At 67.1% G+C, this 23,164-nt stretch carries 12 protein-coding genes and 1 riboswitch; of the genes, 7 read left to right on the top strand and 5 right to left on the bottom strand.

What is annotated here, in order from left to right; translation table 11 throughout:
• Window positions 1-191 precede the first annotated feature (191 nt).
• The gene (locus ACEN9O_RS07110; protein ID WP_495618435.1) at window positions 192-8,852 is read left to right on the top strand and encodes a glycoside hydrolase family 94 protein; all 8,661 of its coding nucleotides are present in this window, start codon (window positions 192-194) and stop codon (window positions 8,850-8,852) included.
• Between the two features lie 205 nt (window positions 8,853-9,057).
• Window positions 9,058-11,217, top strand: coding sequence for a CehA/McbA family metallohydrolase (locus ACEN9O_RS07105; RefSeq protein WP_495616891.1), 2,160 nt, complete (start codon window positions 9,058-9,060; stop codon window positions 11,215-11,217).
• A 6-nt stretch (window positions 11,218-11,223) separates the two neighbouring features.
• Here ACEN9O_RS07105 and ACEN9O_RS07100 read toward each other — a convergent pair whose 3' ends face one another.
• Window positions 11,224-11,490, bottom strand: coding sequence for a hypothetical protein (locus ACEN9O_RS07100; RefSeq protein WP_495616890.1), 267 nt, complete (start codon window positions 11,488-11,490; stop codon window positions 11,224-11,226).
• A gap of 74 nt (window positions 11,491-11,564) precedes the next feature.
• Window positions 11,565-12,134, bottom strand: coding sequence for a TMEM165/GDT1 family protein (locus tag ACEN9O_RS07095; RefSeq protein ID WP_495616889.1), 570 nt, complete (start codon window positions 12,132-12,134; stop codon window positions 11,565-11,567).
• Between the two features lie 5 nt (window positions 12,135-12,139).
• A riboswitch (yybP-ykoY riboswitch) is annotated at window positions 12,140-12,328 on the bottom strand.
• Window positions 12,329-12,418: 90 nt separating this feature from the next.
• On the opposite strand from ACEN9O_RS07095, the gene ACEN9O_RS07090 reads away from it, so the two are divergent.
• Window positions 12,419-14,263, top strand: coding sequence for a M1 family metallopeptidase (locus tag ACEN9O_RS07090; RefSeq protein WP_495616888.1), 1,845 nt, complete (start codon window positions 12,419-12,421; stop codon window positions 14,261-14,263).
• Window positions 14,264-14,265: 2 nt separating this feature from the next.
• Window positions 14,266-15,864, top strand: coding sequence for a serine hydrolase (locus ACEN9O_RS07085; protein WP_495616887.1), 1,599 nt, complete (start codon window positions 14,266-14,268; stop codon window positions 15,862-15,864).
• A gap of 1 nt (window position 15,865) precedes the next feature.
• Here the strand turns inward: ACEN9O_RS07085 and ACEN9O_RS07080 are convergent, their stop codons facing one another.
• Window positions 15,866-17,584 (bottom strand): GGDEF domain-containing protein, encoded by a 1,719-nt coding sequence (locus ACEN9O_RS07080; protein WP_495616886.1) that lies wholly within the window; start codon window positions 17,582-17,584, stop codon window positions 15,866-15,868.
• 199 nt (window positions 17,585-17,783) lie between these two features.
• On the opposite strand from ACEN9O_RS07080, the gene panD reads away from it, so the two are divergent.
• Window positions 17,784-18,140: an aspartate 1-decarboxylase gene (panD, locus tag ACEN9O_RS07075; protein ID WP_116993687.1), complete on the top strand. Its 357-nt coding sequence runs from the start codon at window positions 17,784-17,786 to the stop codon at window positions 18,138-18,140.
• 104 nt (window positions 18,141-18,244) lie between these two features.
• On the opposite strand, the gene ACEN9O_RS07070 is transcribed toward panD, so the two are convergent.
• Window positions 18,245-18,868: a Crp/Fnr family transcriptional regulator gene (locus ACEN9O_RS07070; protein ID WP_495616885.1), complete on the bottom strand. Its 624-nt coding sequence runs from the start codon at window positions 18,866-18,868 to the stop codon at window positions 18,245-18,247.
• 233 nt (window positions 18,869-19,101) lie between these two features.
• On the opposite strand from ACEN9O_RS07070, the gene ACEN9O_RS07065 reads away from it, so the two are divergent.
• Window positions 19,102-20,685 carry a methyl-accepting chemotaxis protein gene (locus ACEN9O_RS07065; protein ID WP_495616884.1) on the top strand — a complete coding sequence of 528 codons (1,584 nt, stop codon included), beginning with the start codon at window positions 19,102-19,104 and terminating at the stop codon, window positions 20,683-20,685.
• Between the two features lie 137 nt (window positions 20,686-20,822).
• On the opposite strand, the gene aqpZ is transcribed toward ACEN9O_RS07065, so the two are convergent.
• Entirely contained in the window at window positions 20,823-21,515 is a 693-nt protein-coding gene (gene aqpZ, locus ACEN9O_RS07060) for an aquaporin Z (RefSeq protein WP_495616883.1), read from the bottom strand.
• Between the two features lie 460 nt (window positions 21,516-21,975).
• Here aqpZ and ACEN9O_RS07055 point away from each other — a divergent pair, with 460 nt between their 5' ends.
• Entirely contained in the window at window positions 21,976-23,151 is a 1,176-nt protein-coding gene (locus ACEN9O_RS07055; RefSeq protein ID WP_495616882.1) for a methyl-accepting chemotaxis protein, read from the top strand.
• Window positions 23,152-23,164: the final 13 nt, after the last annotated feature.

Below are 23,164 nucleotides of genomic sequence, written 5' to 3'. Positions count from 1 at the left end.
CATCGCCCGTCACGTTTTCTTCCTTTACAAGGCCGCGCAAGCGGCCTTTTTTTTCGTGGAAATTCTGTATGTACGTCAGCGCACAGTCGCCTGCCGTGCGCCCCCGTACGATTCCTTGGCAGATAATTTCCAATTCGCAGAATCGAAGCGAGGTAACAGTTTTGAACCAATCTCCCCCCCTCCTGCCCGAGATGACGCTCGGCTTCCGCGAATCCCCCTCCGGCTCCCTGTTGTCCGACGCCGATGACGAAGACTTGCCGCTGCGCGCCGAGCTCTTCAGCGCGGCCCAGATGGCCGCGCACGGCAAGACACTGGCCACCCATCACGAACTGAGCAAGCGCGGCGGCCGCGACCGCCTGCTGGCGCGGCTGACCGAAAACGCCGCCGTCATCGACTCGACCTGCGACGAGCTGACCGCCGCCGTCAAGGCTGGCCGCCAGATCACGCCGGCCTCCGAATGGCTGCTGGATAACTTCTACCTGATCGAAGACCAGATCCGCATCGCCCGCCGCCACCTGCCCAAGGACTACAGCAAGCAGCTGCCGCGCCTGGGCAAGGGCGCGCCGGAAGGCACGCCGCGCGTCTACAAGATCGCGCTGGAAATCATCGCGCACGGCGACGGCCGCGTCGATCCCGAATCGCTGTGCCGCTTCGTCGACGCCTACCAGGAAGTGGCCAGCCTCAAGCTGGGCGAGCTGTGGGCCATCCCCATCATGCTGCGCCTGGCGCTGATCGAGAACCTGCGCCGCGTGGCCGCGCGCGTGGCCGACAACCGCATCCACCGCGACCTGGCCAACAGCTGGGCCGACCAGATGACCGACGTCGCCGAGAAAAATCCCAGCGGCCTGATACTGATGGTGGCCGACATGGCCCGTTCCAATCCGCCCATCAGCAGCGCCTTCGTGGCCGAGCTGGCGCGCCGCCTGCAGGGACAAAGCCCGGCGCTGACGCTGGCGCTGTCGTGGATCACGCACCGCCTGGCCGAATCGGACCAGACCATCGAGCAGCAGATCCAGGCCGAGATCCAGCAGCAGGCGGCCGAGCAGGTCTCCATCGCCAACAGCATCGGCAGCCTGCGCTTCCTCGGCACCATGGACTGGCAGGAGTTCGTCGAGACCATGAGCGTGGTCGAACAGACGCTGCGCCAGGATCCGGCCGGCGTCTACGGCCGCATGGAATTCGCCACCCGCGACCAGTACCGCCACGCGATCGAAAAAATCGCCAAGCGCTCGCGCTACTCGGAACTCGAGGTGGCGCAGCAAGCCTTGCAGCTGGCGCAAGCCCACTACGACGGCGGCGACGTGCGCCACGGCCATGTGGGCTTCTACCTGATCGGCGGCGGCCTGGCCGCGCTGGAAAAGCAGACCGGCATGCGCCGGCCGTGGCTGGAGGCCCTGCAGCAAACCTCGCGCGCCTCGCCGCTGACGTCCTACCTGGGCGCCATCGCCGCCATCGCGCTGGTGTCGACCGCGCTGCTGCTGGAGCGCGCGGCGCGCAACGGCGTGCACGGCCCGGTGATCGTGCTGCTGGGCGTGCTGGCGCTGCTGGGCAGCAGCCAGCTGGCACTGAGCCTGGTGAACTGGGTCGCCACGCTGGTGACCCGTCCCAACCCGCTGCCGCGCATGGACTTCCGCGACGGTGTGCCGGCCGACGCCCGCGCCATCGTGGTGGTGCCGACGCTGGTCTACAGCCAGCAGAACCTCGCCGACCTGTGCGAGCAGCTCGAGGTGCGCTTCCTGGCCAACCGCGATCCCAACCTGGTGTTCTGCCTGCTGACCGACTTCGCCGACGCCGCCGCCGAAACCCTGCCGGGCGACGCCGCGCTGGTGGAGCAGATGCATCGCTGCATCGGACAACTGAACCGCAAGTACGCCACCCACCCGAACGGCGATCCGGCCTCGCCGTTCCTGCTGCTGCACCGGCCGCGCCGCTGGAATCCGCAGGAAGGCGTGTGGATGGGGGAGGAGCGCAAACGCGGCAAGCTGCTGGACCTGAACCACTACCTGCGCGGCGGCGCGCGCGACAAGTTCAGCGTGGTGGTGGGCGAGCCCGGCGAGCTGGAAGACATCAAGTACGTCATCACGCTCGACACCGACACCCAGCTGCCGCGCGACGCCGCGGCCCAGTTCATCGCCACCATGCAGCACCCGCTGAACCAGCCGCGCATCGACAGCGCGCGCGGCCGCGTGGTGGAGGGCTACGGCATCCTGCAGCCGCGCGTGACGGTCAGCCTGCCGAGCGAGAACGCCTCGCTGTACGAAAAACTGTGCGGCGGCGAGCCGGGCATCGATCCCTACACCCGCACCGTCTCCGACGTGTACCAGGACGTGTTCTTCGAAGGCTCCTTCATCGGCAAGGGCATCTACGACGTCGACGTGTTCGAGCAGGTGCTGGGCGACCGGCTGCCGGACAACCGCATCCTGTCGCACGACCTGCTGGAGGGCTGCTACCTGCGCGCCGGCCTGTTGAGCGACGCCCATTTGTACGAAGCCTATCCGGCCCGCTACAGCGACGACGTCAGCCGCCGCCAGCGCTGGATCCGCGGCGACTGGCAGCTGGCCTCGTGGGTGTTCGGCCGCGTGCCGGGCCCCAACCGCAAGCGCGAGCGCAATCCGCTGTCGCTGCTGTCGCGCTGGAAGCTGTTCGACAACCTGCGCCGCAGCCTGACCGCGCCGGCCCTGGTGCTGTCGCTGATCACCGCCTGGCGCTGGCTGCCGGACCCGTGGCTGTGGACCGCCGCCGTGCTGGCCGTGATCTTCGTGCCGCCGCTGGCCGCCACCCTGCACGACCTGCTGCGCCGTCCCGAGGACACCTTGTGGAGCCAGCACATACGGGCCGCGCTGCGGCGCGGCGGCATGCAGTTCGCGCACGCGATCCTGATGCTGATGTTCCTGCCCTACGAGGCCTACTTCAGCCTCGACGCCATCCTGCGCAGCGCCTGGCGCCTGCTGGTCTCGCACAAGCACCTGCTGGAATGGCGGGCCTCGGCGTTGACGCGCGCGGCCGACGGCGCGGCCAGTGTCTGGCGCACCATGTGGGTGTCGCCGGTGCTGGCGCTGTTCGTCGGCGGCGCGCTGTGGGGCTGGCGTCCGCTCAGCCTGGCGCCGGCCGCGCTGTTCCTGCTGGCGTGGCTGGTGGCGCCGGCCGTGGCGGACCGCATCAGCCGCCCGATCGCGCGCCGCCACGCCCAGCTCACGCCGGAGCAGCACCGCTTCCTGCACCAGCTGGCGCGCCGCACCTGGGCCTATTTCGACCGCTACGTCGGCCCGGAGGACAACTGGCTGCCGCCCGATAACATGCAGGAGCATCCGGCGCACGTGGTGGCGCACCGCACCTCGCCCACCAACATCGGCATGGCGCTGCTGGCCAACCTGAGCGCCAGCGATTTTGGCTACATCACGGTCGGCCAGATGATGGCGCGCACCGCCAGCACGCTGGCCACGATGGACCAGCTGGAACGCCACCAGGGCCACTTCTACAACTGGTACGACACGCAGACCCTCAAGCCGCTGCATCCGATCTACATCTCCACCGTCGACAGCGGCAACCTGGCCGGCCACCTGCTCACCTTGCAGGCCGGCCTGACCGGCTTGTACGACCAGCCCATCCTGGGCCCGCAGACGGTGGACGGCATCGTCGCCACCTGCGGCGTGCTGCAGGAGGCGCTGCAAGGCACCGGCGACACGGGCGGGATGGACGCCCTGTTGGCGGCGCTCGCTGTCGCGCCGGATGCCGGCAAGCTGCAAGCGCTGCACGCCTGGCTGGCGCGCGTGACCGCCGCCGCCGCCGGCTTGCAGGCGCCGGCCGATCCGCACAGCGAAGCGGCCATGTGGCTGGCCTCGCTGGTGCGGCAATGCCAGGCCGCGCTGGCGGAACTGGCGCTGCTGGCGCCGTGGGTCAGCCTGCCGGAGGACGCCGTCATCGACACCAGCCTGGCGCGCATGCCGACGCTGCGCGAACTGGCCGCCATGATCAACCAGGCCGCCGCCGTGCTGGCCAGCGACCTGGCCCCGGCCGAGCGCGATCGCCAGCTGCTGCTGGCCGGCCTGTGCGCGCAGGGCGCCGCCGCCGCCCACGAGCGCATGCGCGCACTGGCCGAGCTGGCGCAGCGCTGCGGCGCCTTCGCCCAGATAGAATATGGCTTCCTGTTCAACACCACCACCAACCTGCTGGCCATCGGCTACAACGTCACCGAGCGCCGTCTTGACGCCAGCTACTACGACCTGCTGGCGTCGGAAGTGCGGCTGGCCAGCTTCGTCGCGATCGCGCAGGGCCAGCTGCCGCAGGAGCACTGGTTCGCGCTGGGCCGCCAGTTGTGCATCGTGGCCGGCAAGCCGGTGCTGCTGTCGTGGAGCGGCTCGATGTTCGAGTACCTGATGCCGCTGCTGGTGATGCCCAACTATCCGAACACGCTGCTCGACCATACCTACTGCTCGGTGATCGACGCGCAGATCGACTACGGCAAGCTGCGCAACGTGCCGTGGGGGATCTCGGAATCGGGCTACAACACCGTCGACGCCAACCTCAATTACCAGTACCGCGCCTTCGGCGTGCCCGGCCTGGGCCTGAAGCGCGGCCTGGCCGACGACCTGGTGATCGCCCCCTACGCCACCATGCTCGGCCTGATGGTGCAGCCGGAGGCGGCCTGCCTCAACCTGCAGAAGATGGCGGGGCTGGGCTATATGGGCCGCTACGGTTTCTTCGAGGCGGTCGACTACACGGCCGCGCGGCTGCCGCGCGGCCAGACGGCGGCGGTGATCCGCTCCTTCATGGTGCACCACCAGGGCATGGGCTTGCTGGCGCTGAGCTACCTGCTGCACGACCGGCCGATGCAGCGCCGCTTCGAGTCCGATCCGCTGCTGCAATCGACGCTGCTGGTGCTGCAGGAGCGCAGTCCGCAGGCGGGCGCCTTCTACTCCAACACCACCGAGATGGCGGCGATCCGTTCCAGCGCGCCGGAGCAGGCCATGCCGATGCGCGTGCTGGCCCAGCACAGCACACCGGTGCCGGAAACCCAGCTGCTGTCCAACGGCCGCTATCACGTCATGGTCACCAACGCCGGCGGCAGCTACAGCCGCTGGAAGGACCTGGCCGTGACGCGCTGGCGCGAGGACAGCACCCGCGACAACTGGGGCAACTTCTGCTACGTGCGCGATCTGGACGACGGCCGCTTCTGGTCCACCACCTACCAGCCGACGCTGGTCGAGCCGCGCAAGCACGAGGTGATCTTCTCCGAGGGCCGCGCCGAGTTCCGCCGCTCCGACCGCAACATCGACCTGTACACGGAAATCGTGGTCTCGCCGGAGGACGACATCGAGCTGCGCCGCACCCGCATCACCAACCAGTCCGACCGCGAGCGTACCATCGAGGTGACCAGCTTTGCCGAAGTGGTGATGGCGCCGGCCGCCGCCGACGCCGCCCATCCGGCCTTCAGCAAACTGTTCGTGCAGACCGAGATCCTGCGCGACGAAAACGCCATCCTGTGCACGCGCCGCCCGCGCGGCCAGGGCGACGCCATGCCGTGGCTGATGCACTCGATGATGGTGCACGACGCCGCCGTCACCGGCGTCTCGTTCGAGACCGACCGCTCGCGCTTCATCGGCCGCGGCAACACCGCCGCCGCGCCGCAGGCGATGCTGGGCGAGGAGGCCCTGAGCGGCAGCGAAGGCTCGGTGCTCGATCCGGTGGTGGCGATCCGCTACACCATCACGCTCAAGCCGGACCAGGCGGCCATCGTCGACATCGTCACCGGCATGACCGAGCAGCGCGAGACCGCGCTGCACCTGATCGACAAATACCAGGACCGCCACCTGGCCGACCGCGTGTTCGAACTGGCGTGGACCCACAGCCAGGTGGTGCTGCGCCAGCTCAACGCCAGCGAGGCGGACGCCCAGTTGTACGGGCGCCTGGCCAACTCGGTCATCTACCCGAACGCCGCGCTGCGCGCCGACGCCGGCACCTTGACCAAAAACCAGCGCGGCCAGTCCGGCCTGTGGGCCTACGCGATTTCCGGCGACCTGCCGATCGTGCTGCTGCAGATCAAGGACCCGGCCAACATCGAGCTGGCGCGCCAGCTGGTGCAGGCGCACGCCTACTGGCGCCTGAAGGGGCTGGTGGTGGACCTGGTGATCTGGTACGAGGACCAGTCGGGCTACCGCCAGCTGCTGCACGAGCAGATCATGGGCCTGATCGCCTCCGGCATCGACGCCCAGGCCATCGACCGGCCCGGCGGCATCTTCGTGCGCCTGGCCGACCAGATCGCCAACGAGGACCGCGTGCTGCTGCAATCGGTGGCGCGCGCCATCCTCAGCGACAGCCGCGGCACGCTGGCCGAACAGATCAAGCGTCCCGGCGCGCCGGCCATGCGCATGCCGCCGCTGATGGCCGACAACCGCGGCGAGTACGCGGACGCCGGCCCGGCCACGCCGATCGCGCGCCAGCTGATGCTGGAAAACGGCATCGGCGGCTTCACGCCGGACGGCCGCGAATACGTCGTCACCACCAGCGCCGCCCGGCGCACGCCGGCGCCGTGGTCCAATGTGCTGGCCAATCCGCAGTTCGGCAGCGTGATCTCGGAAAGCGGCCAGGCCTACACCTGGTACGAGAACGCCCACGAGTTCCGCCTGACGCCATGGCACAACGACCCGGTCAGCGACGCCAGCGGCGAAGCGTTCTACCTGCGCGATGAACAGAGCGGCCAGTTCTGGTCGCCCACCGCCTTGCCGGCGCGCGGCAACGGCAGCTACGTCGCGCGCCACGGCTTCGGCTACAGCGTGTTCGAGCACACCGAGTCCGGCATCGCCACCGAGATGACCACCTTCGTCGCCACTGACGCGCCGATCAAGTACACCGTCCTCAAGGTGCGCAACGACTCGCTGGTCACGCGCCGCCTGTCGGCCACCGGCTATGTCGAGTGGGTGCTGGGCGATATGCGCTCCAAGTCCGGCATGCACATCGTCACCGAGGCCGATCCGGTCAGCGGCGCGCTGTTCGCCAAGAACGCCTACAACACCGAGTTCACCGGCCGCGTGGCCTTCTTCAATTGCGACGCCACGCTGCGCACCTACACCGGCGACCGCAGCGAATTCATCGGCCGCAACGGCTCGCTGGCGGCGCCGGTGGCCATGCGCCGCTCCCGCCTGTCCGGCAAGATCGGCGCGGGGCTGGACGCCTGCGCCGCGATCCAGGTGCCGTTCGACCTGCTGCCCGGCCAGGAGCGCGAGATCGTCTTCGCGCTGGGCGTGGCCGGCCGCCGCAACGCCGACGCCAGCAGCCTGGCGCAGAAGCTCCGCAGCGCCGGCGCCGCGCACGAGGCGCTGGCCGCCGTGCAGGCGCACTGGGAGCGGACCCTGGGCGCGGTGCGCGTCGACACGCCGGAGCCGGAGCTGGACCTGCTGGCCAACGGCTGGCTGATGTACCAGACCATCGCCTGCCGTATGTGGGCGCGCAGCGGCTACTACCAGTCCGGTGGCGCCTTCGGCTTCCGCGACCAGCTGCAGGACGCGATGGCCACCATCCACACCCAACCGCAGCTGCTGCGCGACCAGCTGCTGCTGTGCGCCGCCCACCAGTTCCTGGAAGGCGACGTGCAGCACTGGTGGCATCCGCCGTCGGACCGCGGCGTGCGCACCCACTGTTCGGACGACTACCTGTGGCTGCCGCTGGGCGCTTGGCGCTACGTCATCGCCACCGGCGACACCGCCGTGCTGGGCGAAAGCGCGCCTTACCTGGAGGGTCGCGCCGTCAAGCCGGAGGAGGATTCCTACTACGACATGCCGGGGCGCTCCAGCCAGAACGGCACGCTGTACGAGCACTGCGTACGCGCCATCCGCAACGGCCTGCGCTTCGGCGCGCACGGCCTGCCGCTGATCGGCTCCTGCGACTGGAACGACGGCATGGACAAGGTGGGCGAGCATGGCAAGGGGGAGAGCGTGTGGCTGGCCTTCTTCCTGTGCGAGGTGCTGCAGCGCTTTGCCGAAGTGGCGGACCTGATGCAGGACGCGGCCTTCGCCACCGAATGCCGAGGCGAGGCCAAGAAGCTGGCCGCCAACGTCGAGCGCAACGCCTGGGACGGCGAGTGGTACCGCCGCGCGTATTTCGACGACGGCACGCCGCTCGGCTCGCACACCAACGAGGAATGCCAGATCGATTCGATCTCGCAAAGCTGGGGCGTGCTGTCCGGCGCCGCCGATCCGGTGCGGGTGCGCGGCGCGATGGAGCAGGTCAACCAGCGCCTGGTGCGGCGCGATTCAGGCATCATCCAGCTGCTCGATCCGCCGTTCGACAAGTCCGGCCCGAATCCGGGCTACATCCGCGGCTACGTGCCCGGCGTGCGCGAGAACGGCGGCCAGTACACGCACGCCGCCATCTGGACCGCGATGGCCTTCGCCCGCCTGGGCGAGACCGAGCGCGCCTGGGAGCTGGCGCGCATGATCAACCCGGTGCAGCATGGCGGCACGCCGGAAGGCATGGCGCGCTACAAGGTCGAGCCCTACGTGGTGACGGCCGACGTCTACGCCGTGGCGCCGCACGTCGGTCGCGGCGGCTGGAGCTGGTACACCGGCTCGTCGGGATGGATGTACCGGCTGATACTGGAATCGCTGCTCGGCCTGACCCGCACCGCGACCCAGCTGACGATGGCGCCGCGCATGCCGGCCGCGTGGGACCACTTCACGCTGACCTATCGCTACGGCGCCGCCTCGTACGTGATCCGCGTGATGAAGTCGGCGGAAGCCGGCCCGCCGGTCATGACGATAGACGGTGTGCGCCAGCTCGGCATGGCGATCGACTTGAGCGATACCGCCAGCATCCATAAGGTCGAACTGTTCGTGCCGGCCACGTTCAATTCTTAACAGAGTGTCCCAATCTGGACATTTTCATCATCGTTACAACGGCGCGAAAAATCAGTCGCGCGCCGTTGTCGCGCACGCGCCCAGTCGCCACCGCATTTATTCCAAAGACGTCTGAATAGCCAAGTAAATTCGAATTGGTTCGTCATCTTCCTGTCATGCATAGTTGCCAGAATTTTGGATCCCCAACCGCAGAGAGAAAATAGTGATGAACAAATCTAAGATGCTGTCCCGGCTCGCGATGATGTTGATTTTGTCTTCCGGCGTGATTGGCGCGGTCCACGCGTCCATGGCCGATCACCATGAATTCGAGGCCACGCTGCACGCGCCCTTCGTTGCCGACGGCGCCGACCAGGACCGGCCGGAAGCCCGTACCTTCAAGCTGGCTTTCGACTTTCCCTTGCTGGAGCGAGAGCAGGACGTGCAATGGCGCCTGGAGCTGGTCAGCCCCGACGGCGTGGTGGTGCAGCAGTGGCAGGGCGTGCAGCGCATCGCTGGCCAGCCGGTCGACGTCAGCATCGCCTGGGACGGCCGCGCCGACGGCTTGATCCTGACCGACGGCGTCTACCTGGCGCGCATGCAGGCCGTCACCGGCGGCGAGACCGTTGAACAAAGCTGGGACATCTCGGTGGGCCACAATCCGGCGCAGGCCATGCCGGCCTTCAAGGCGCTGCCGACGTCCGCCAAATCGGCGCGCACCACGCGCGCCGATGGCCGCGTGGTGCAGGGCGCCGTCGCCGCGACCGCGTCGCTGCCTTACACCGTCTACCTCGGCAACCTGCACAGCCAGACTAACCACAGCGACGGCGGCGGACCGCTGGGCAGCTGCACCGGCGCCCAGGCGCCGCAAAGCGCGGCACTGGGACCGGCCGACGCCTACCAGTACGCGATGAACAAGGGCCTCGATTTCCTGATGGCCTCCGAGCACAATCATATGTACGACGGTTCCGACAGCACCAACGCGTCGGCCGATCCGGCCGCCGCCAAGGCGCTGTTCCAGTCCGGCCTCGCCGCCGCCGCCAACTTCAACAGCGCGCACGCCAGCTTCCTCGGCATGTATGGGCTGGAGTGGGGCGTCATCAGCAACGGCGGTCATATGAACATCTTCAACACCACCGAGCTGCTGGGATGGGAGAGCAACAGCAGCGGCCAGCTGATCGCCGACACGCTGACGCCGAAGAGCGACTACGCCGCGTTGTACACGCTGATGCGCCAGCGTGGCTACATCGGCCAGTTCAACCATCCGGAATCGTCGGGGCAGTTCCTGGTCAACGGCACGCCGCTGGGCTACACCGCCGACGGCGACCAGGCGATGGCGCTGTGCGAAGTGCTCAACACCTCGGCCTTCTCGAACAACACCAGCGAGACCGAGACCGGCCGCAGCACCTACGAAGGCGCCTGCAACAAGGCGCTGGAGGCGGGCTACCACGTGGCCTTCTCCAGCGACCAGGACAACCATTGCGCCAACTGGGGCGCCTCCTACACCAACCGCACCGGCGTGCTGGTGCCGACCGGCACCGCGCTGACCTCCGCCAGCATGATCGCCGCCATCAAGGCGCGCCGCGTGTTCGCCACCATGGACAAGACCTCGCAGCTGATCCTGACCGCCAACGGCCACGTGATGGGCGAGCGCTTCGCCAACAGCGGCACCTTGAACCTGGTCGCCAACTTCGCCAGCAGCAGCGGCAAGACGGTATCGTCGGTGAAGATGTACGAGGGTGTCCCGGGCCGCAACGGCACGGTGACGCAGCTGTCGTCCACCGCCAGCACCACCATCACGCCGGCCGTGGGCGAGCACTTCTACTACGCCAAGATCACCCAGAACGACGGCAACATCCTGTGGTCGGCGCCGGTGTGGGTCACCCAGGCCAGCGGCGGCGGCACCACGCCGCCGCCGACCGCCACGCAGCTGATCGTCAACGGCGACTTTGAGTCGGGCGCCACGTCGTGGACCGCGACGTCCGGCGTCATCAGCAACGATGCGAGCCAGGCGGCGCATGGCGGCAGCTACAAGGCCTGGCTGGACGGCTACGGCAGCGCCCACACCGACACGCTGTACCAGACCGTGACGATACCGGCCAACGCCACCAGCGCCACGCTGGCGTTCTGGCTCAAGGTGGCCTCCGACGAGACCACCACCAGCACCGTCTACGACACGCTCAAGGTACAGGTGCGCAGCAGCGCCAACGCGGTGCTGGCGACGCTGGCGACCTATTCCAACCTGAACAAGGGCAGCACGTATGTGCAGAAGAGTTTCGACCTGTCGGCCTACAAAGGGCAGACGGTGAGGATTTACTTCGAGGGGGTGGAGGATGCGTCGGTGTCGACCGCGTTCCTGATCGACGACGTCACGCTGAACGTGCAGTAAGCGCGCTTACTTGGTCCATGGCTGTTCGCGCTTGCCGTCGGTGCGCGCGAACAGCAGCAGGACCACGATGCCGAGCAGGATCAGCTTGTAGCTTACCGGCTCGGGCACCGACACCACTGTGGTGGCTTTGTCCGGCGCCGGTTTGACCGTCCTGAGGGTGCTGGCGGTGCTGGCGGCATGGGCGGCCACCGGCGCCGTCTCGATGGCATGAGCCTGAACGCCCAACGCGGAGGCGCTCAGTACCAGCGCAGCTATTTTGCTTATCAATCGCATTCCTTGCCCTCGACAGTAATCAAGTGACAAGTATAATAGATTATTAATTTTTTTTCCTCCGTGCGGTAACACACTTAGCGCAACAGATACCCGCCCAGCAGCGTGGCCACGCCCAGCACGGCAAACACCAGCGCGGCGATGCCATGCACCAGCTTGAGCGGGACCCGGTTGGCGATCTTGCCGCCCAGATATACCGCCGGCACATTGGCCAGCATCATGCCCAGGGTGGTGCCGCACACCACCGCCACCAGGCTGTGGTAGCGGGCCGCCAGCGCCACCGTGGCCACCTGCGTCTTGTCGCCCATCTCGGCCACGAAGAAGGCGATCAGCGTGGTCAGGAACACGCCGTACTTCGCCAGCGGCATATCGTCCTCGTCGATCTTGTCCGGCACCAGCGTCCACGCTGCCATCGCCAGGAAGGAGGCGCCCAGCACCCAGCGCAGGATGTCGGGCCCCAGCAGGCCGGTGATCCAGGCGCCGACGGCTGCGGCAAACGCGTGGTTGGCGATGGTGGCGACGAAAATCGCGGCGATGATCGGCAGCGGACGGCGGAATTTGGCGGCCAGGCAGAAGGCCAGCAGTTGGGTTTTGTCGCCGATTTCAGCGAGGGCGACGATGCCGGTAGAGACGAGGAAGGCTTCCATGGGTTGAGATGTAGTACGCGGGCCGGAACGATTAACCAATGATCCAGGCGCGACTCCGGCCCATCATGGCCGCACCTCGATCATGGTCTCGTCAAGTTTTTCAACCACCTGCACCACGGTCTGCGGACCGATTATGTTGACACAGGTTCTTGCGCCGGGAAGACGCAAGCCGACTACTCCCCACTTACGGCCCGAATGATAGCATAGCCGCACGCGTGTACACATCCCCGATACATGGCTATGCTATTCTGCTTCGCGCTTCAGTCAACATTGAAAAGACCGCCATGCCTATCAAGAAAAAACTGTCCGCGTTCGTCCTGGCCGCCCTGACGGCGCTGGGCGCCGCCCATGCCGACCCGCTGAGCTACGCGCGCTACGACCAGGTGCGCACCAGCGACCTGTATCTGGACCTGAAGGCCGACTTCGGCCACAAGACGCTGGCCGGCTACGCCGAGCTGACCTTGAACTGGATCGACCCGTCCGCCCGCACGCTGGTGCTGGACACGAACGAACTCAATATCGCCAAGGTGCAGGTGCTCAACCCGAACGGCCGCTGGAGCGCCGCCTCCTTCATGCTCGACAAGCCCGACGCCGAAAAGGGCAGGGCGCTGCGCATCGCGCTGGCGTTCCAGCCGCAGAAGGTGCGCGTGTACTACCGCACCGCGCCGTCGGCAGCCGCGCTGCAATGGATGTCGCCGCAGCAGACCATGTCCGGCAAGCGTCCGTTCATGTTCAGCCAGTCCGAGGAAATCAACGCCCGCTCGTGGGCGCCGGTGCAGGACACGCCGGCGGTGCGCTTCACCTACAGCGCCCGCATCGAAGCGCCGGCCGGCATGCGCGTGGTGATGAGCGCCGAGAACGACCAGCAATCGACCGGCGCCGGCGGCTGGAAGTTCAAGATGGCGCAGCCGATTCCGTCCTACCTGCTGGCGATCGCCATCGGCGAGATCGACGTGCGCAATCTCGGCCCGCGCTCCGCCGTCTACGCCGAGCCGGCGCGCATTGACGCCGCCGCCTACGAACTGGCCGACACCGAGAAAATGATCAGCGCCGCCGAAGGCCTGTACGGCCCGTACCGGTGGGAGCGTTACGACATGCTCGTGTTGCCGCCGTCGTTCCCGATCGGCGGCATGGAAAACCCGCGCCTGACCTTCGTCACGCCGACCATGATCGCCGGCGACCGCAGCCTGGTCGACCTGATCGCGCACGAACTGGCGCACTCCTGGTCCGGCAACCTGGTGACCAACGCCTCGTGGAAGCACTTCTGGCTCAACGAAGGCTTCACCACCTACGTCACCACCCGCATCGTCGAGAAGCTGTACGGCGAGGAAGTGGCGGAGATGAACCTGCAGGTGGAGCAGGAGGAGGCGCTGGCCTCGCTGCCATCGATCCCGGCGGCCAAGCAGGCCCTGGTCACGCGCGATGCCGACACCAGCGCCGCCAGCTATACCGACAGCGGCTTGGTTTATCCGAAGGGCGCCTGGCTGCTGCGCACCCTGGAGCAGCGCGCCGGCCGCGAGGTGTTCGATCCCTTCCTGCGCGGCTGGTTCGACCAGCACGCGTTCAAGTCCGCCACCACCGACGAATTCGTGGCCTACCTGAAGAAGAATTTGCTGGACGCGCATCCGGAAGTGATGACGCAGGCGGAGCTCGACGAGTGGCTGTACGGCGCCGGCATACCGGCCAGCGCCAAGCACGTGGCATCGCCGCGCCTGGCCGCTCTGGACGAGCAGCGCACCGCATGGCTGAAGGGCGAACTGCCGACCAAGGACTTGAACGGCAAGAACTGGATCGCGCTGGAGTGGATGCACTTCCTGAACGATATCGACGGCAAGGCCAACGCCACGCAGCTGCGGGAGCTGGACCAGGCCTTCGCGCTGGCCAGGAGCGGCAACAACGAAATCGCCTACCGCTTCTACCTGGCCTCGATCAAGGCCGGCTACAACGTGCGCGAGCCGCTCAACGCCTTCCTCATGAGCGTGGGCAGGCAGAAGTTCGTGGTGCCGCTGTACACCGCACTGCTGAAAAACCCGGGCGACCGGGAATGGGCCAAGGCGGTCTACGCCCAGGCGCGCGAGCACTATCATCCGGTCACGCAAGGCTCGGTCGACAAACAATTTAAAAAATAACGATGCTTAAATTCTCCCGTACTTTTTGCCGCGCTTCTGCTGCGGTACTGCTGGTGCTGGCGGTGTCCGGCCCGGCACTGGCCGCCGCGCCGGCCTACAACCTCGACGCCGACGTCAACCTGGCGCTGAAAACCTTCGACGTCCCCGGCATGGCGATCGCCATCGTCAAGGACGGCAAGGTGATCGCCGCCAACGGCTACGGCGTGCGCAAGCTGGGCGACCCGACGCCGGTGGACGGCAAGACCCTGTTCGAAGTGGCCTCCAACTCCAAGGCCTTCACCGCCGCCGCGCTGGCGATGCTGGTCGACGAGGGCAAGATCGCCTGGGACGATCCGGTCACCAAGCACCTGCCGGACTTCCAGATGTACGACTCCTACGTCACCGGCGCGATGACGGTGCGCGACCTGCTGACGCACCGCAGCGGCCTGGGGCTGGGCGCGGGCGACCTGCTGTGGTGGCCCACCACCAGTTTCAGCACCGACGACATCATTGAGCGGCTGCGCTACGTGAAGCCGGCCACCAGCTTCCGCAACAGCTACGCCTACGACAACCTGCTCTACATCGTGGCCGGCAAGATCGTCGCCGCCAAGGCCGGCAAGCCGTGGGGCGCGGCCATCCACGACCGCATCCTGGCGCCGCTGGGCATGAACGGCACCACCACCAGCGTGGCCGAGATGCTGGCCAGCGCCGACCACTCGGCGCCGCACAGCAAGATCAACGACAAGGCCGCGGTGGTCAAGCCCATGCCGGTGGAGAACGCGGTGGGCGCGGTTGGCATCAACACCAGCGCCGAGGACATGGCGCGCTGGATGACGATGCTGCTGGGCGGCGGCAAGCTGGAAAACGGCACGCAGCTGATCAGCGCCAGGCAGCTCAACGAGCTGTGGTCCGAGCAGACGCCGATGCGCATCCGCGAACCGAAGCCCGCGCTGGCCGCGACCAAGCCTAACTTCTCGGCCTATGGCCTGGGCTTCAGCCTGCGCGACTACAAGGGCCGCAAGATCGCCATGCACGGCGGCGCGCTGCAGGGCTTTTACTCGACGGTGCTGATGGTGCCGGAGGAGAAGCTGGGCATCGCCATCCTGACCAACGCCGAGAACAGCCCGGTGATGGCGTCGCTGTACTGGCGCATCCTGGACCAGTACCTGAACGTGCCTGCCAGCGACTGGATCAAGCTGTACGCCGAGCAGGAAGCGGCGGCGCACAAGGAGGAGCTGGAACGGCAGGGCAAGGAGGTCACCGCGCGCACGGCCAAGTCGACGCCGTCGCTGCCGCTGGCGTCCTACGACGGCGAGTACGAGGACCCGTGGTACGGCAAGGTGACGATACGCGCCGAGGGCAAGAAGCACGTCATGAGCTTCACGCGCACGCCGGACCTGACGGGGGAGCTGGAGCACTTCCAGCACGACACCTTCATCGTGCGCTGGAAGGAGCGCAACTTCAACGCCGACGCCTACGTGACGTTCGCGCTGAACCCGGACGCCAGCATCGAGCGCATGAAGATGGCGCCGGTCTCGATGGAGACCGATTTCAGCTACGACTTCCGCGACCTGAACTTCACGCCGGTGAAACCGGCCAAGTCCGACAAGGCCGCGAAGTAAGTCAGACCTGGCTCTCGACCCGGTTGCGGCCGTTGTGCTTGGCGCGGTACAGCGCCAGGTCGGCGGCGTGGAACAGGTCGTCGAGCGCCGCGTGCGGGCCGTGCGCCACCGCCACGCCGAAGCTGGCCGTCACCCGCAGGATGTGGCCGTCGGACAGCGTCAGCGGCTCGCTCGCGATCGCCGCCCGCAGCCGCTCGGCCAGCGCGCGCGCCGCGTCCAGGCCGCAGAGCGACGGCATCACCACGAATTCCTCGCCGCCGTAGCGCGCCACGATCTCGCCGTCGCGCAGGCTGTCGCGCACCACTTCGGCGATGCGGATCAGGACCTGGTCGCCGGCGTCGTGGCCGTAGGAGTCGTTGACCGACTTGAAGTGGTCGACGTCGAACAGGATCACCGCCAGCGATTCATCGCGCTCGCAGGCGCCGCGCAGGCGCTGGTTGCCGGCCGCCGTGAAGGCGCGCCGGTTCAGGATGCCCGTCAGGTAGTCGGTGTCGGCGCGCAGCCGCAGTTCCTCGATCAGGCGCACGCGCTCCTGCTCCAGGCGCTGGCGGTCCATGCTGTTGGCGCGCAGCGTCGCCAGCGCGCGCAGCATGTCGCCGATTTCGTCGTCGCGCCGGGCGCCGCTGGGCGGCAGCGAGAAGTCGCCGTTGCCCAGCCGGACCACGGCGCGGGTGGCGCTCAGCAGCGGCAGCACCACCCGCCGCCGCAGTATCATCAGCAGCAGGGTCAGCGCCAGCAGGATGGCGGCGCCCACCAGCAGGGCCAGCATCAGCTCGCGCCGCGCGGCCTGGTAGTCGCGCAGCGCCTGCGCCTGCGCTTCCTGCAGCAGCACGTCGCGCAGCGCCAGGATGGGCGCCATGCGGGGCACATAGCGTTGCGCGAACTGGCCGGTGTCCATGCCGTAGGGGCGGCCCGCGCGGCTGGCCTGTTCGACCTCCGCCACCAGCTGCAGGCCGGCGTCGAAATACTGCTGGTCCATGTGCGCCACCGCGGCCAGCACGCGCGGCTCGCTGTCGCTGTCGCTGCCGGGGATCTTGATCAGCTGGCGCAGCTGCTCGATGCGGCCGCGCAGGAATTGCAGGCGCTGGTGGTCGCTCTCGGTGAGCGGCCGGGCGGCCGCCAGCGGCACCGTCAGTGCCGAGCCGAGGCGGCCGGCGATCTCGCGCAGCTCGACCGTCAGGCGGGCCTTGGCCAGGATGCGGCCGATGCGTGGATACACCTGTTCCGACGCGCGCGTGTAGCCGGTCACCGCGTCGAGCGCCAGCGGCACCAGCCGGAACATGCGTTCGACCGCGACGTTCAAGCGCTCCGGCGTGCGCTGGCTGAGCGGCAGCGCGGCCAGCTGGTCCACCGTCTGGCGGGCCGCGCCCAGCGCGTCGTACAGCGGCTCCAGTGGCGCGGCGGCGGCGTCGGGTTCGGCGGCCAGTTCCTGGCGCAGCTGCGCCAGCGCCTGGTCGGTGCCGGCGCGCGCGCGCAGCAGCCGCTCGCGGTAGGCCGGGTCGGCCGGCGCGCGGTCGCCCAGCACGGCGTTGACCGGGCCGCGTTCGAAGGAGAGTTTTTCAGCGGCGATCATGGCGCGCTGCATCAGTTGCAGCGTGTGATAGCCGCTGCCCGCGGCGCGGTAGTGTTCCCACTCGCCCCACAGCAGGCGCCCCAGCATGCCGCACACCAGCGCCGCCAGCACGGCCCCGGTGAGGGCGAATAATCGGGTTAATCTCATTGCTGCCAACCTGCATTCCAATTTGCTAGTTGGCAATATGCCACAAAGCAGGGCCGCTGTGGTTGTTGGGGCGGCGGCGGCGCGAAATGAGACGGCGGCCGGCCGCTAATGGTAGGATGGCGCCCTCGCGTCGCGGCACAGCGGTTTGTGTGGATGCAAAGCTTGAATGTTTACTAATTGAGGGATGAAGAAGATGTCTATGCAACGAGTTATGCTGCGCTCCAAGCTGCACCGTGTGACGGTCACGCAGGCGGATCTGAATTACGAGGGTTCGTGCGGTATCGACCAGGACCTGCTGGATGCGGCCGATATCTGGGTCAACGAGAAGATCGAGCTGTACAACGTGAACAACGGCGAGCGTTTCGCCACCTACGCGATTCCGGGCCTGCGCGGCACCGGCGAGATCTCGCTGAACGGCGCCGCCGCGCGCCGCGCCCAGCTGGGCGACCTGCTGATCATCTGCACCTACGCGCCGATGAGCGAAGACCAGGCCCGCGACTACAAGCCGAAGGTCGTCTTCGTCGACGACAAGAACAAGATCAAAGGCATGAAATAAAACCTCGGGGGTCAAGTCTGACATTCGGACACGAGCTCTTCCGTAGCGCTTGCTACGGAAGAGCTCGTGTCCGAATGTCAGACTTGACCCCCGCTTAGGTTTATTTATTTGGACAGCGCGCCGTCGTTGCGCAGCAGCTGCGACATGTACTGCGGCGTGATGCCGAGGAAGGATGCCACCACCTTCTGCGAGATGCGCTGCTCCAGCCCCGGGTACTCGCGGCGGAAGGCGCTCAGCCGTCCCTGCGCCGGCGAGGCGCTCAGGTAGCGGCGCCGGCTCTGGTCGATGATGCAGCGCTCGGAGACCTTCAGGTAGTAATCGCGCAACACGTTGTTGCTGACCGTGAGCTTGCTGATCTCCAGCCAGTCCAGCCGGTAGCCGTGCACCGCCGTCTCCGCCACCACGAAATTGAGCGCCGGCTCGTCGTCGCGCGCGCGCAGCAGGTCCTCGTGCGCGGCCGCCGGCTCGCCGTCGGTCAGGAAGTGCAGCGTGACCTCGTTGCCGGTCTCGGTGATGAAGCCGGTGCGCGCCACGCCGCTGTGCAGCCATACCACGCTGCCGGCCACCGCGCCGATGCGCTGCAAATACTCGCCCTTGCGCAGGCTCACCGGCACCGCCAGCGGCGCCAGCACGCGCGTCACTTCGTCGTACATTTCAGCGGTGACTTTGTAGCGGCGGGCGACAATATCCCGGTACTTTGCTCTGTGTTCTAAGAATGCCTGATTCATTTTTTCGTGGTCGTCTTCATCCCGGCATGTAAATGGCCGTACATAACAGCCGGAAGTGTAAACGTTTTCTCAGTCCTCTACGCAATTTTTGTTGTGATTTGGAATGAAAAACGAAAATATATTTTAAACTTCAACTAGTTGAATGCCGCGCCGGATTGGCGTTACCATAGACTGGCAGCAAGCCCGCCGGACGGCCACAGTCCGGCCTGGAATACAGCCACGGGGAGACTGGAATGAAGATCACCGACCTCAGCATTGGACGGCGCTTGTCACTTGGTTTCGCTGTCATTCTTGCGGTTCTGATACTGAACACCGGCCTGGGCATCTATCGCCTGCAGGGCGTGGCGACCTCCACCCGCGCCATGATGGAGCTGCCGCTGGCCAAGGAGCGCCTGATCGCCGACTGGTACCGCGTGGTGTTCGCCGGCATCCGCCGCACCACCGCCGTGGCCAAGAGCGCCGACCCGGCGCTGGCCACCTTCTTTGCCGAGGAGGCCAGGACCAACACCATCTACGCCCAGGGTCTGATCAAGAAGATCGAGGAACTGGCCTCCGACGACGACAAGGCGCTGATGGCCGACCTGGTCAGCACCCGCAAGGCCTACGTGGCCGCGCGCGACGGCGTCATGAAGTCCAAGGCCGCCGGCGATGCCGACGAGGCCACCCGCCTGCTCGACAGCGCCTACATGCCGGCCGCCAAGACGTACGAGGTGATGTTGCAGAAAATGCTGGACCACCAGCGCAAGGAAATCGACGCCGCCGCCGCCCGCATCGACCAGGTGGCGCAGGACAGCCGCAACCTGCTGGTGGCGATGGCGGTGCTGGTGGTGGCCTTCAGCGTGGCGTTCGCGTGGTGGTTGACATCGGGCATCACCCGTCCCATCAACGAGGCGGTGGCGCTGGCCGAATGCGTGGCCGAAGGCGACCTGGTCGACCATGGCGACCGCGCCCGGCGCGGCTACAGCCAGGACGAGCCGGGCAAGCTGCTGCAGGCGCTGCACCGCATGTCGGGCGGGCTGGTGCGCATCGTCACCGATGTGCGCAACGGCACGGACGCCATCGCCACCGCCTCGTCGCAGATCGCCGCCGGCAACCTCGACCTGTCCTCGCGCACCGAGCAGCAGGCCAGCTCGCTGGAGGAGACCGCCTCGTCGATGGAGCAGCTGACCTCCACCGTCAAGCAGAACGCCGAGAACGCGCGCCAGGCCAACCAGCTGGCGGCGTCGGCCTCGGACGTGGCGCAGCGCGGCGGCGCCGTGGTGTCGGACGTGGTGCAGACCATGGCCTCGATCGACGCCTCGTCGAAAAAAATCGTCGACATCATCGGCGTGATCGACGGCATCGCCTTCCAGACCAATATCCTGGCGCTCAACGCCGCCGTCGAGGCGGCCCGCGCCGGCGAGCAGGGCCGCGGCTTCGCGGTGGTGGCCTCCGAGGTGCGCAACCTGGCGCAGCGCTCGGCCAGTGCGGCCAAGGAGATCAAGGCGCTGATCGACGATTCGGTCGGCAAGGTGGCGGCCGGCACGCGCCTGGTGGGTCAGGCCGGCAGCACGATGGAGGAGGTGGTGAGCAGCATCGGCCGCGTGACGGCCATCATGGCCGAGATCAGCAACGCCAGCAGCGAGCAGACCAACGGCATCGAGCAGATCAACAATTCCATCACGCAGATGGATCATGTGACGCAGCAGAACGCCGCGCTGGTGGAGCAGGCCGCCGCGGCGGCCGATGCGATGCAGGCCCAGGCGGCCCAGCTGGCCGACGCCGTCAGCATCTTCAAGCTGGGCGACGCCGCGCCGAGGCGCCCCATGCTGGTTTAAGGGCGCATCGGATCAACGGAGGTCGTCATTCCCGCGCAGGCGGGAATCCATACGCCGCATGACTGGAGGCGCCGCATGGATTCCCGCCTGCGCGGGAATGACGGTATTTCGAGGCGCTCTTAAACGATCTAAACGGTTTACGCCTTTTCCGGCGAAGCGATGAAGCGGTAGATCGCCGCACCCAGCAGCGCGCCGGCGATCGGCGCCACCCAGAACAGCCACAGCTGGCTGGTGGCCCAGTCGCCCACGTACAGCGCCACGCCGGTGCTGCGCGCCGGGTTGACCGAGGTGTTGGTGACCGGGATGCTGATCAGGTGGATCAGGGTCAGGCCCAGGCCGATCGGCAGCGGCGCGAAGCCTTTCGGCGCGCGCTCGTCGGTGGCGCCCAGGATGATCAGCAGGAACATCATGGTCATCACCACTTCCGTCACCAGCGCGGCCAGCAGCGAGTAGCCGCCCGGCGAATGCGCGCCATAGCCGTTGGAGGCGAAGCCGCCCATGACGTCGAAGCCGGCCTTGCCGCTGGCGATGGTGTACAGCACGCCGCCGGCGACGATGGCGCCCAGCACCTGGGCGACGATGTAGGGCAGCAGCTTATTGGCCGGGAAGCGGCCGCCGGCCCACAGGCCGATCGAGACCGCCGGATTCAGGTGGCAGCCCGAGATGTGGCCGATGGCGTAGGCCATGGTCAGCACCGTCAGGCCGAAGGCCAGCGAGACGCCCAGCAAGCCGATGCCGACACCGGGAAAGGCCGCCGCCAGCACGGCGCTGCCGCAGCCGCCGAGCACCAGCCAGAAGGTTCCAAAAAATTCCGCGCCATATTGTTTCATGTAGTTCCCCATATCTTGGTAGTCAATTTTGCATCATTGTCATGCAACGTTGGCAATCTAACCGGGAAGCGCGCAAATGTCGAGTGTTGAGTTTTCAAACGGACCGGCAAGGCGGCTTGCCGCGCAAGGCGGCGCGGCGCGGCGGCGGCGGCAAATCGATTTTCGAAACCGGCACGGCGGGTTCCGAAATGCTAGTAAAAAACCGGCACGGCGGGTTCCGAAATGCTAGTAAATCAGGCGGTTGCGTGCGTGCAACAGGCCGCGTGGGCAGCCCCTGCGGCCCCGTGCGCAGGCGTTAAATTATTTCCTCTTGGAAGCAATTTAAAGCGCTGTCGCGGAAAACAACCGATACAATTGAATCGCCATCTACATTGTGGCGCGGGCTTTGTTTCTGAGATACAGTTGGACTCACAGCATCCATCGAACGAGATGCAGAGAGACTACAGTGGGGTGGCGTCCAGTGAAGAATAACAGCGGCTTCGACAGTAAAATCCTGATCCCTTTCGGCCTGGCCGGCGCGGGCGCTGCGGGGACGATGGCGGCCGGTTGGAGCGCCTGGGGCTGGTACACCGTGTTGTGGTCGGCGCTGTTGCTGGCGGCCGCGGCGTGGAGCGTGCGCGGCGCCGCCGCGTCGGCGCTGGGCGGCGGCGAGCGTGCCATGATCGAGGACTACCTGGAAGCGCGCGAACGCTTCGGCGACGCCGTGTTGCCGATCTGGTGCCGCCACATCGAAAACTCCCGCAGCCAGATGGAAGAGGCGGTGGCCGACCTGGCCGGGCGCTTCTCCAGCATCGTCGACAAGCTCGACGACGCGGTCCACGTGTCCAGCCACGACGCCGGCAAGGACGGCAAGGGCGACGGCAGCTCGATGACGGAAATCTTCAGCCGCAGCGAAGCCCAGCTCGGCTCGGTGGTGACGTCGATGAAGTCGGCCATGTCGTCCAAGCACGCCATGCTGGCCAAGATCAAGGACCTGGAACGCTTCACGCGCGAACTGCGCGACATGGCCGAGGGCGTGGCCAGCATCGCCGCGCAAACCAATCTGCTGGCGCTGAACGCCGCCATCGAGGCGGCGCGCGCCGGCCCGGCCGGACGCGGCTTCGCGGTGGTGGCGACCGAGGTGCGCAACCTGTCGAGCCGCTCGGCCGAAACCGGCCGCAACATCTCCAACCGCGTCGGCCTGATCAGCAGCGCCATCCTGGCCGCCAGCCAGGCGGCCGAACAGTCGAGCGAGCAGGAGGACAAGTCCATGCAGTCGGCCGAGGGCATGATCGAATCGGTGCTGGGCGACTTCCGCCGCATGACCGACGCGCTGGTGCAGTCGTCCGACAAACTCAAGCAGGACAGCATCGGCATCCAGGGCGAGGTGGGCGAGGCGCTGGTGCAGCTGCAGTTCCAGGACCGGGTCAGCCAGGTGATGGCCCACGTGCGCGAAAACATGGAACAGCTGCCGGCGCTGCTGCGCGAGAACCGCGAGCGCTACGTCGCCGGCCAGGTGCTCGAAGCGCTGGACCCGCAGCCGCTGCTGAGCGATCTGCAAAAGACCTACGCCATGGCGGAGGAGCACGCGGTGCACAGCGGCTCCAGCCACGCCGCGCCGGTGGCCGCGGCCGCCGACGAGATCACCTTTTTCTGACGTTTTTTTCTGA

This window comes from Duganella sp. Dugasp78 (assembly GCF_059491455.1).
The sequence above is the reverse complement of the archived record's forward strand: the minus strand, read 5'-3'. Positions and strand labels throughout refer to the sequence as shown.

What these genes read in the sequence shown, in the direction of transcription:
- ACEN9O_RS07110 (WP_495618435.1), top strand. Translation starts at nt 192, where the DNA reads ATGACGCTCGGCTTCCGCGAATCCCCCTCCGGCTCCCTGTTGTCCGAC.
- ACEN9O_RS07105 (WP_495616891.1), top strand. Translation starts at nt 9,058, where the DNA reads ATGAACAAATCTAAGATGCTGTCCCGGCTCGCGATGATGTTGATTTTG.
- ACEN9O_RS07100 (WP_495616890.1), bottom strand. Translation starts at nt 11,490, where the DNA reads ATGCGATTGATAAGCAAAATAGCTGCGCTGGTACTGAGCGCCTCCGCG.
- ACEN9O_RS07095 (WP_495616889.1), bottom strand. Translation starts at nt 12,134, where the DNA reads ATGGAAGCCTTCCTCGTCTCTACCGGCATCGTCGCCCTCGCTGAAATC.
- ACEN9O_RS07090 (WP_495616888.1), top strand. Translation starts at nt 12,419, where the DNA reads ATGCCTATCAAGAAAAAACTGTCCGCGTTCGTCCTGGCCGCCCTGACG.
- ACEN9O_RS07085 (WP_495616887.1), top strand. Translation starts at nt 14,266, where the DNA reads ATGCTTAAATTCTCCCGTACTTTTTGCCGCGCTTCTGCTGCGGTACTG.
- ACEN9O_RS07080 (WP_495616886.1), bottom strand. Translation starts at nt 17,584, where the DNA reads ATGAGATTAACCCGATTATTCGCCCTCACCGGGGCCGTGCTGGCGGCG.
- panD (WP_116993687.1), top strand. Translation starts at nt 17,784, where the DNA reads ATGCAACGAGTTATGCTGCGCTCCAAGCTGCACCGTGTGACGGTCACG.
- ACEN9O_RS07070 (WP_495616885.1), bottom strand. Translation starts at nt 18,868, where the DNA reads ATGAATCAGGCATTCTTAGAACACAGAGCAAAGTACCGGGATATTGTC.
- ACEN9O_RS07065 (WP_495616884.1), top strand. Translation starts at nt 19,102, where the DNA reads ATGAAGATCACCGACCTCAGCATTGGACGGCGCTTGTCACTTGGTTTC.
- aqpZ (WP_495616883.1), bottom strand. Translation starts at nt 21,515, where the DNA reads ATGAAACAATATGGCGCGGAATTTTTTGGAACCTTCTGGCTGGTGCTC.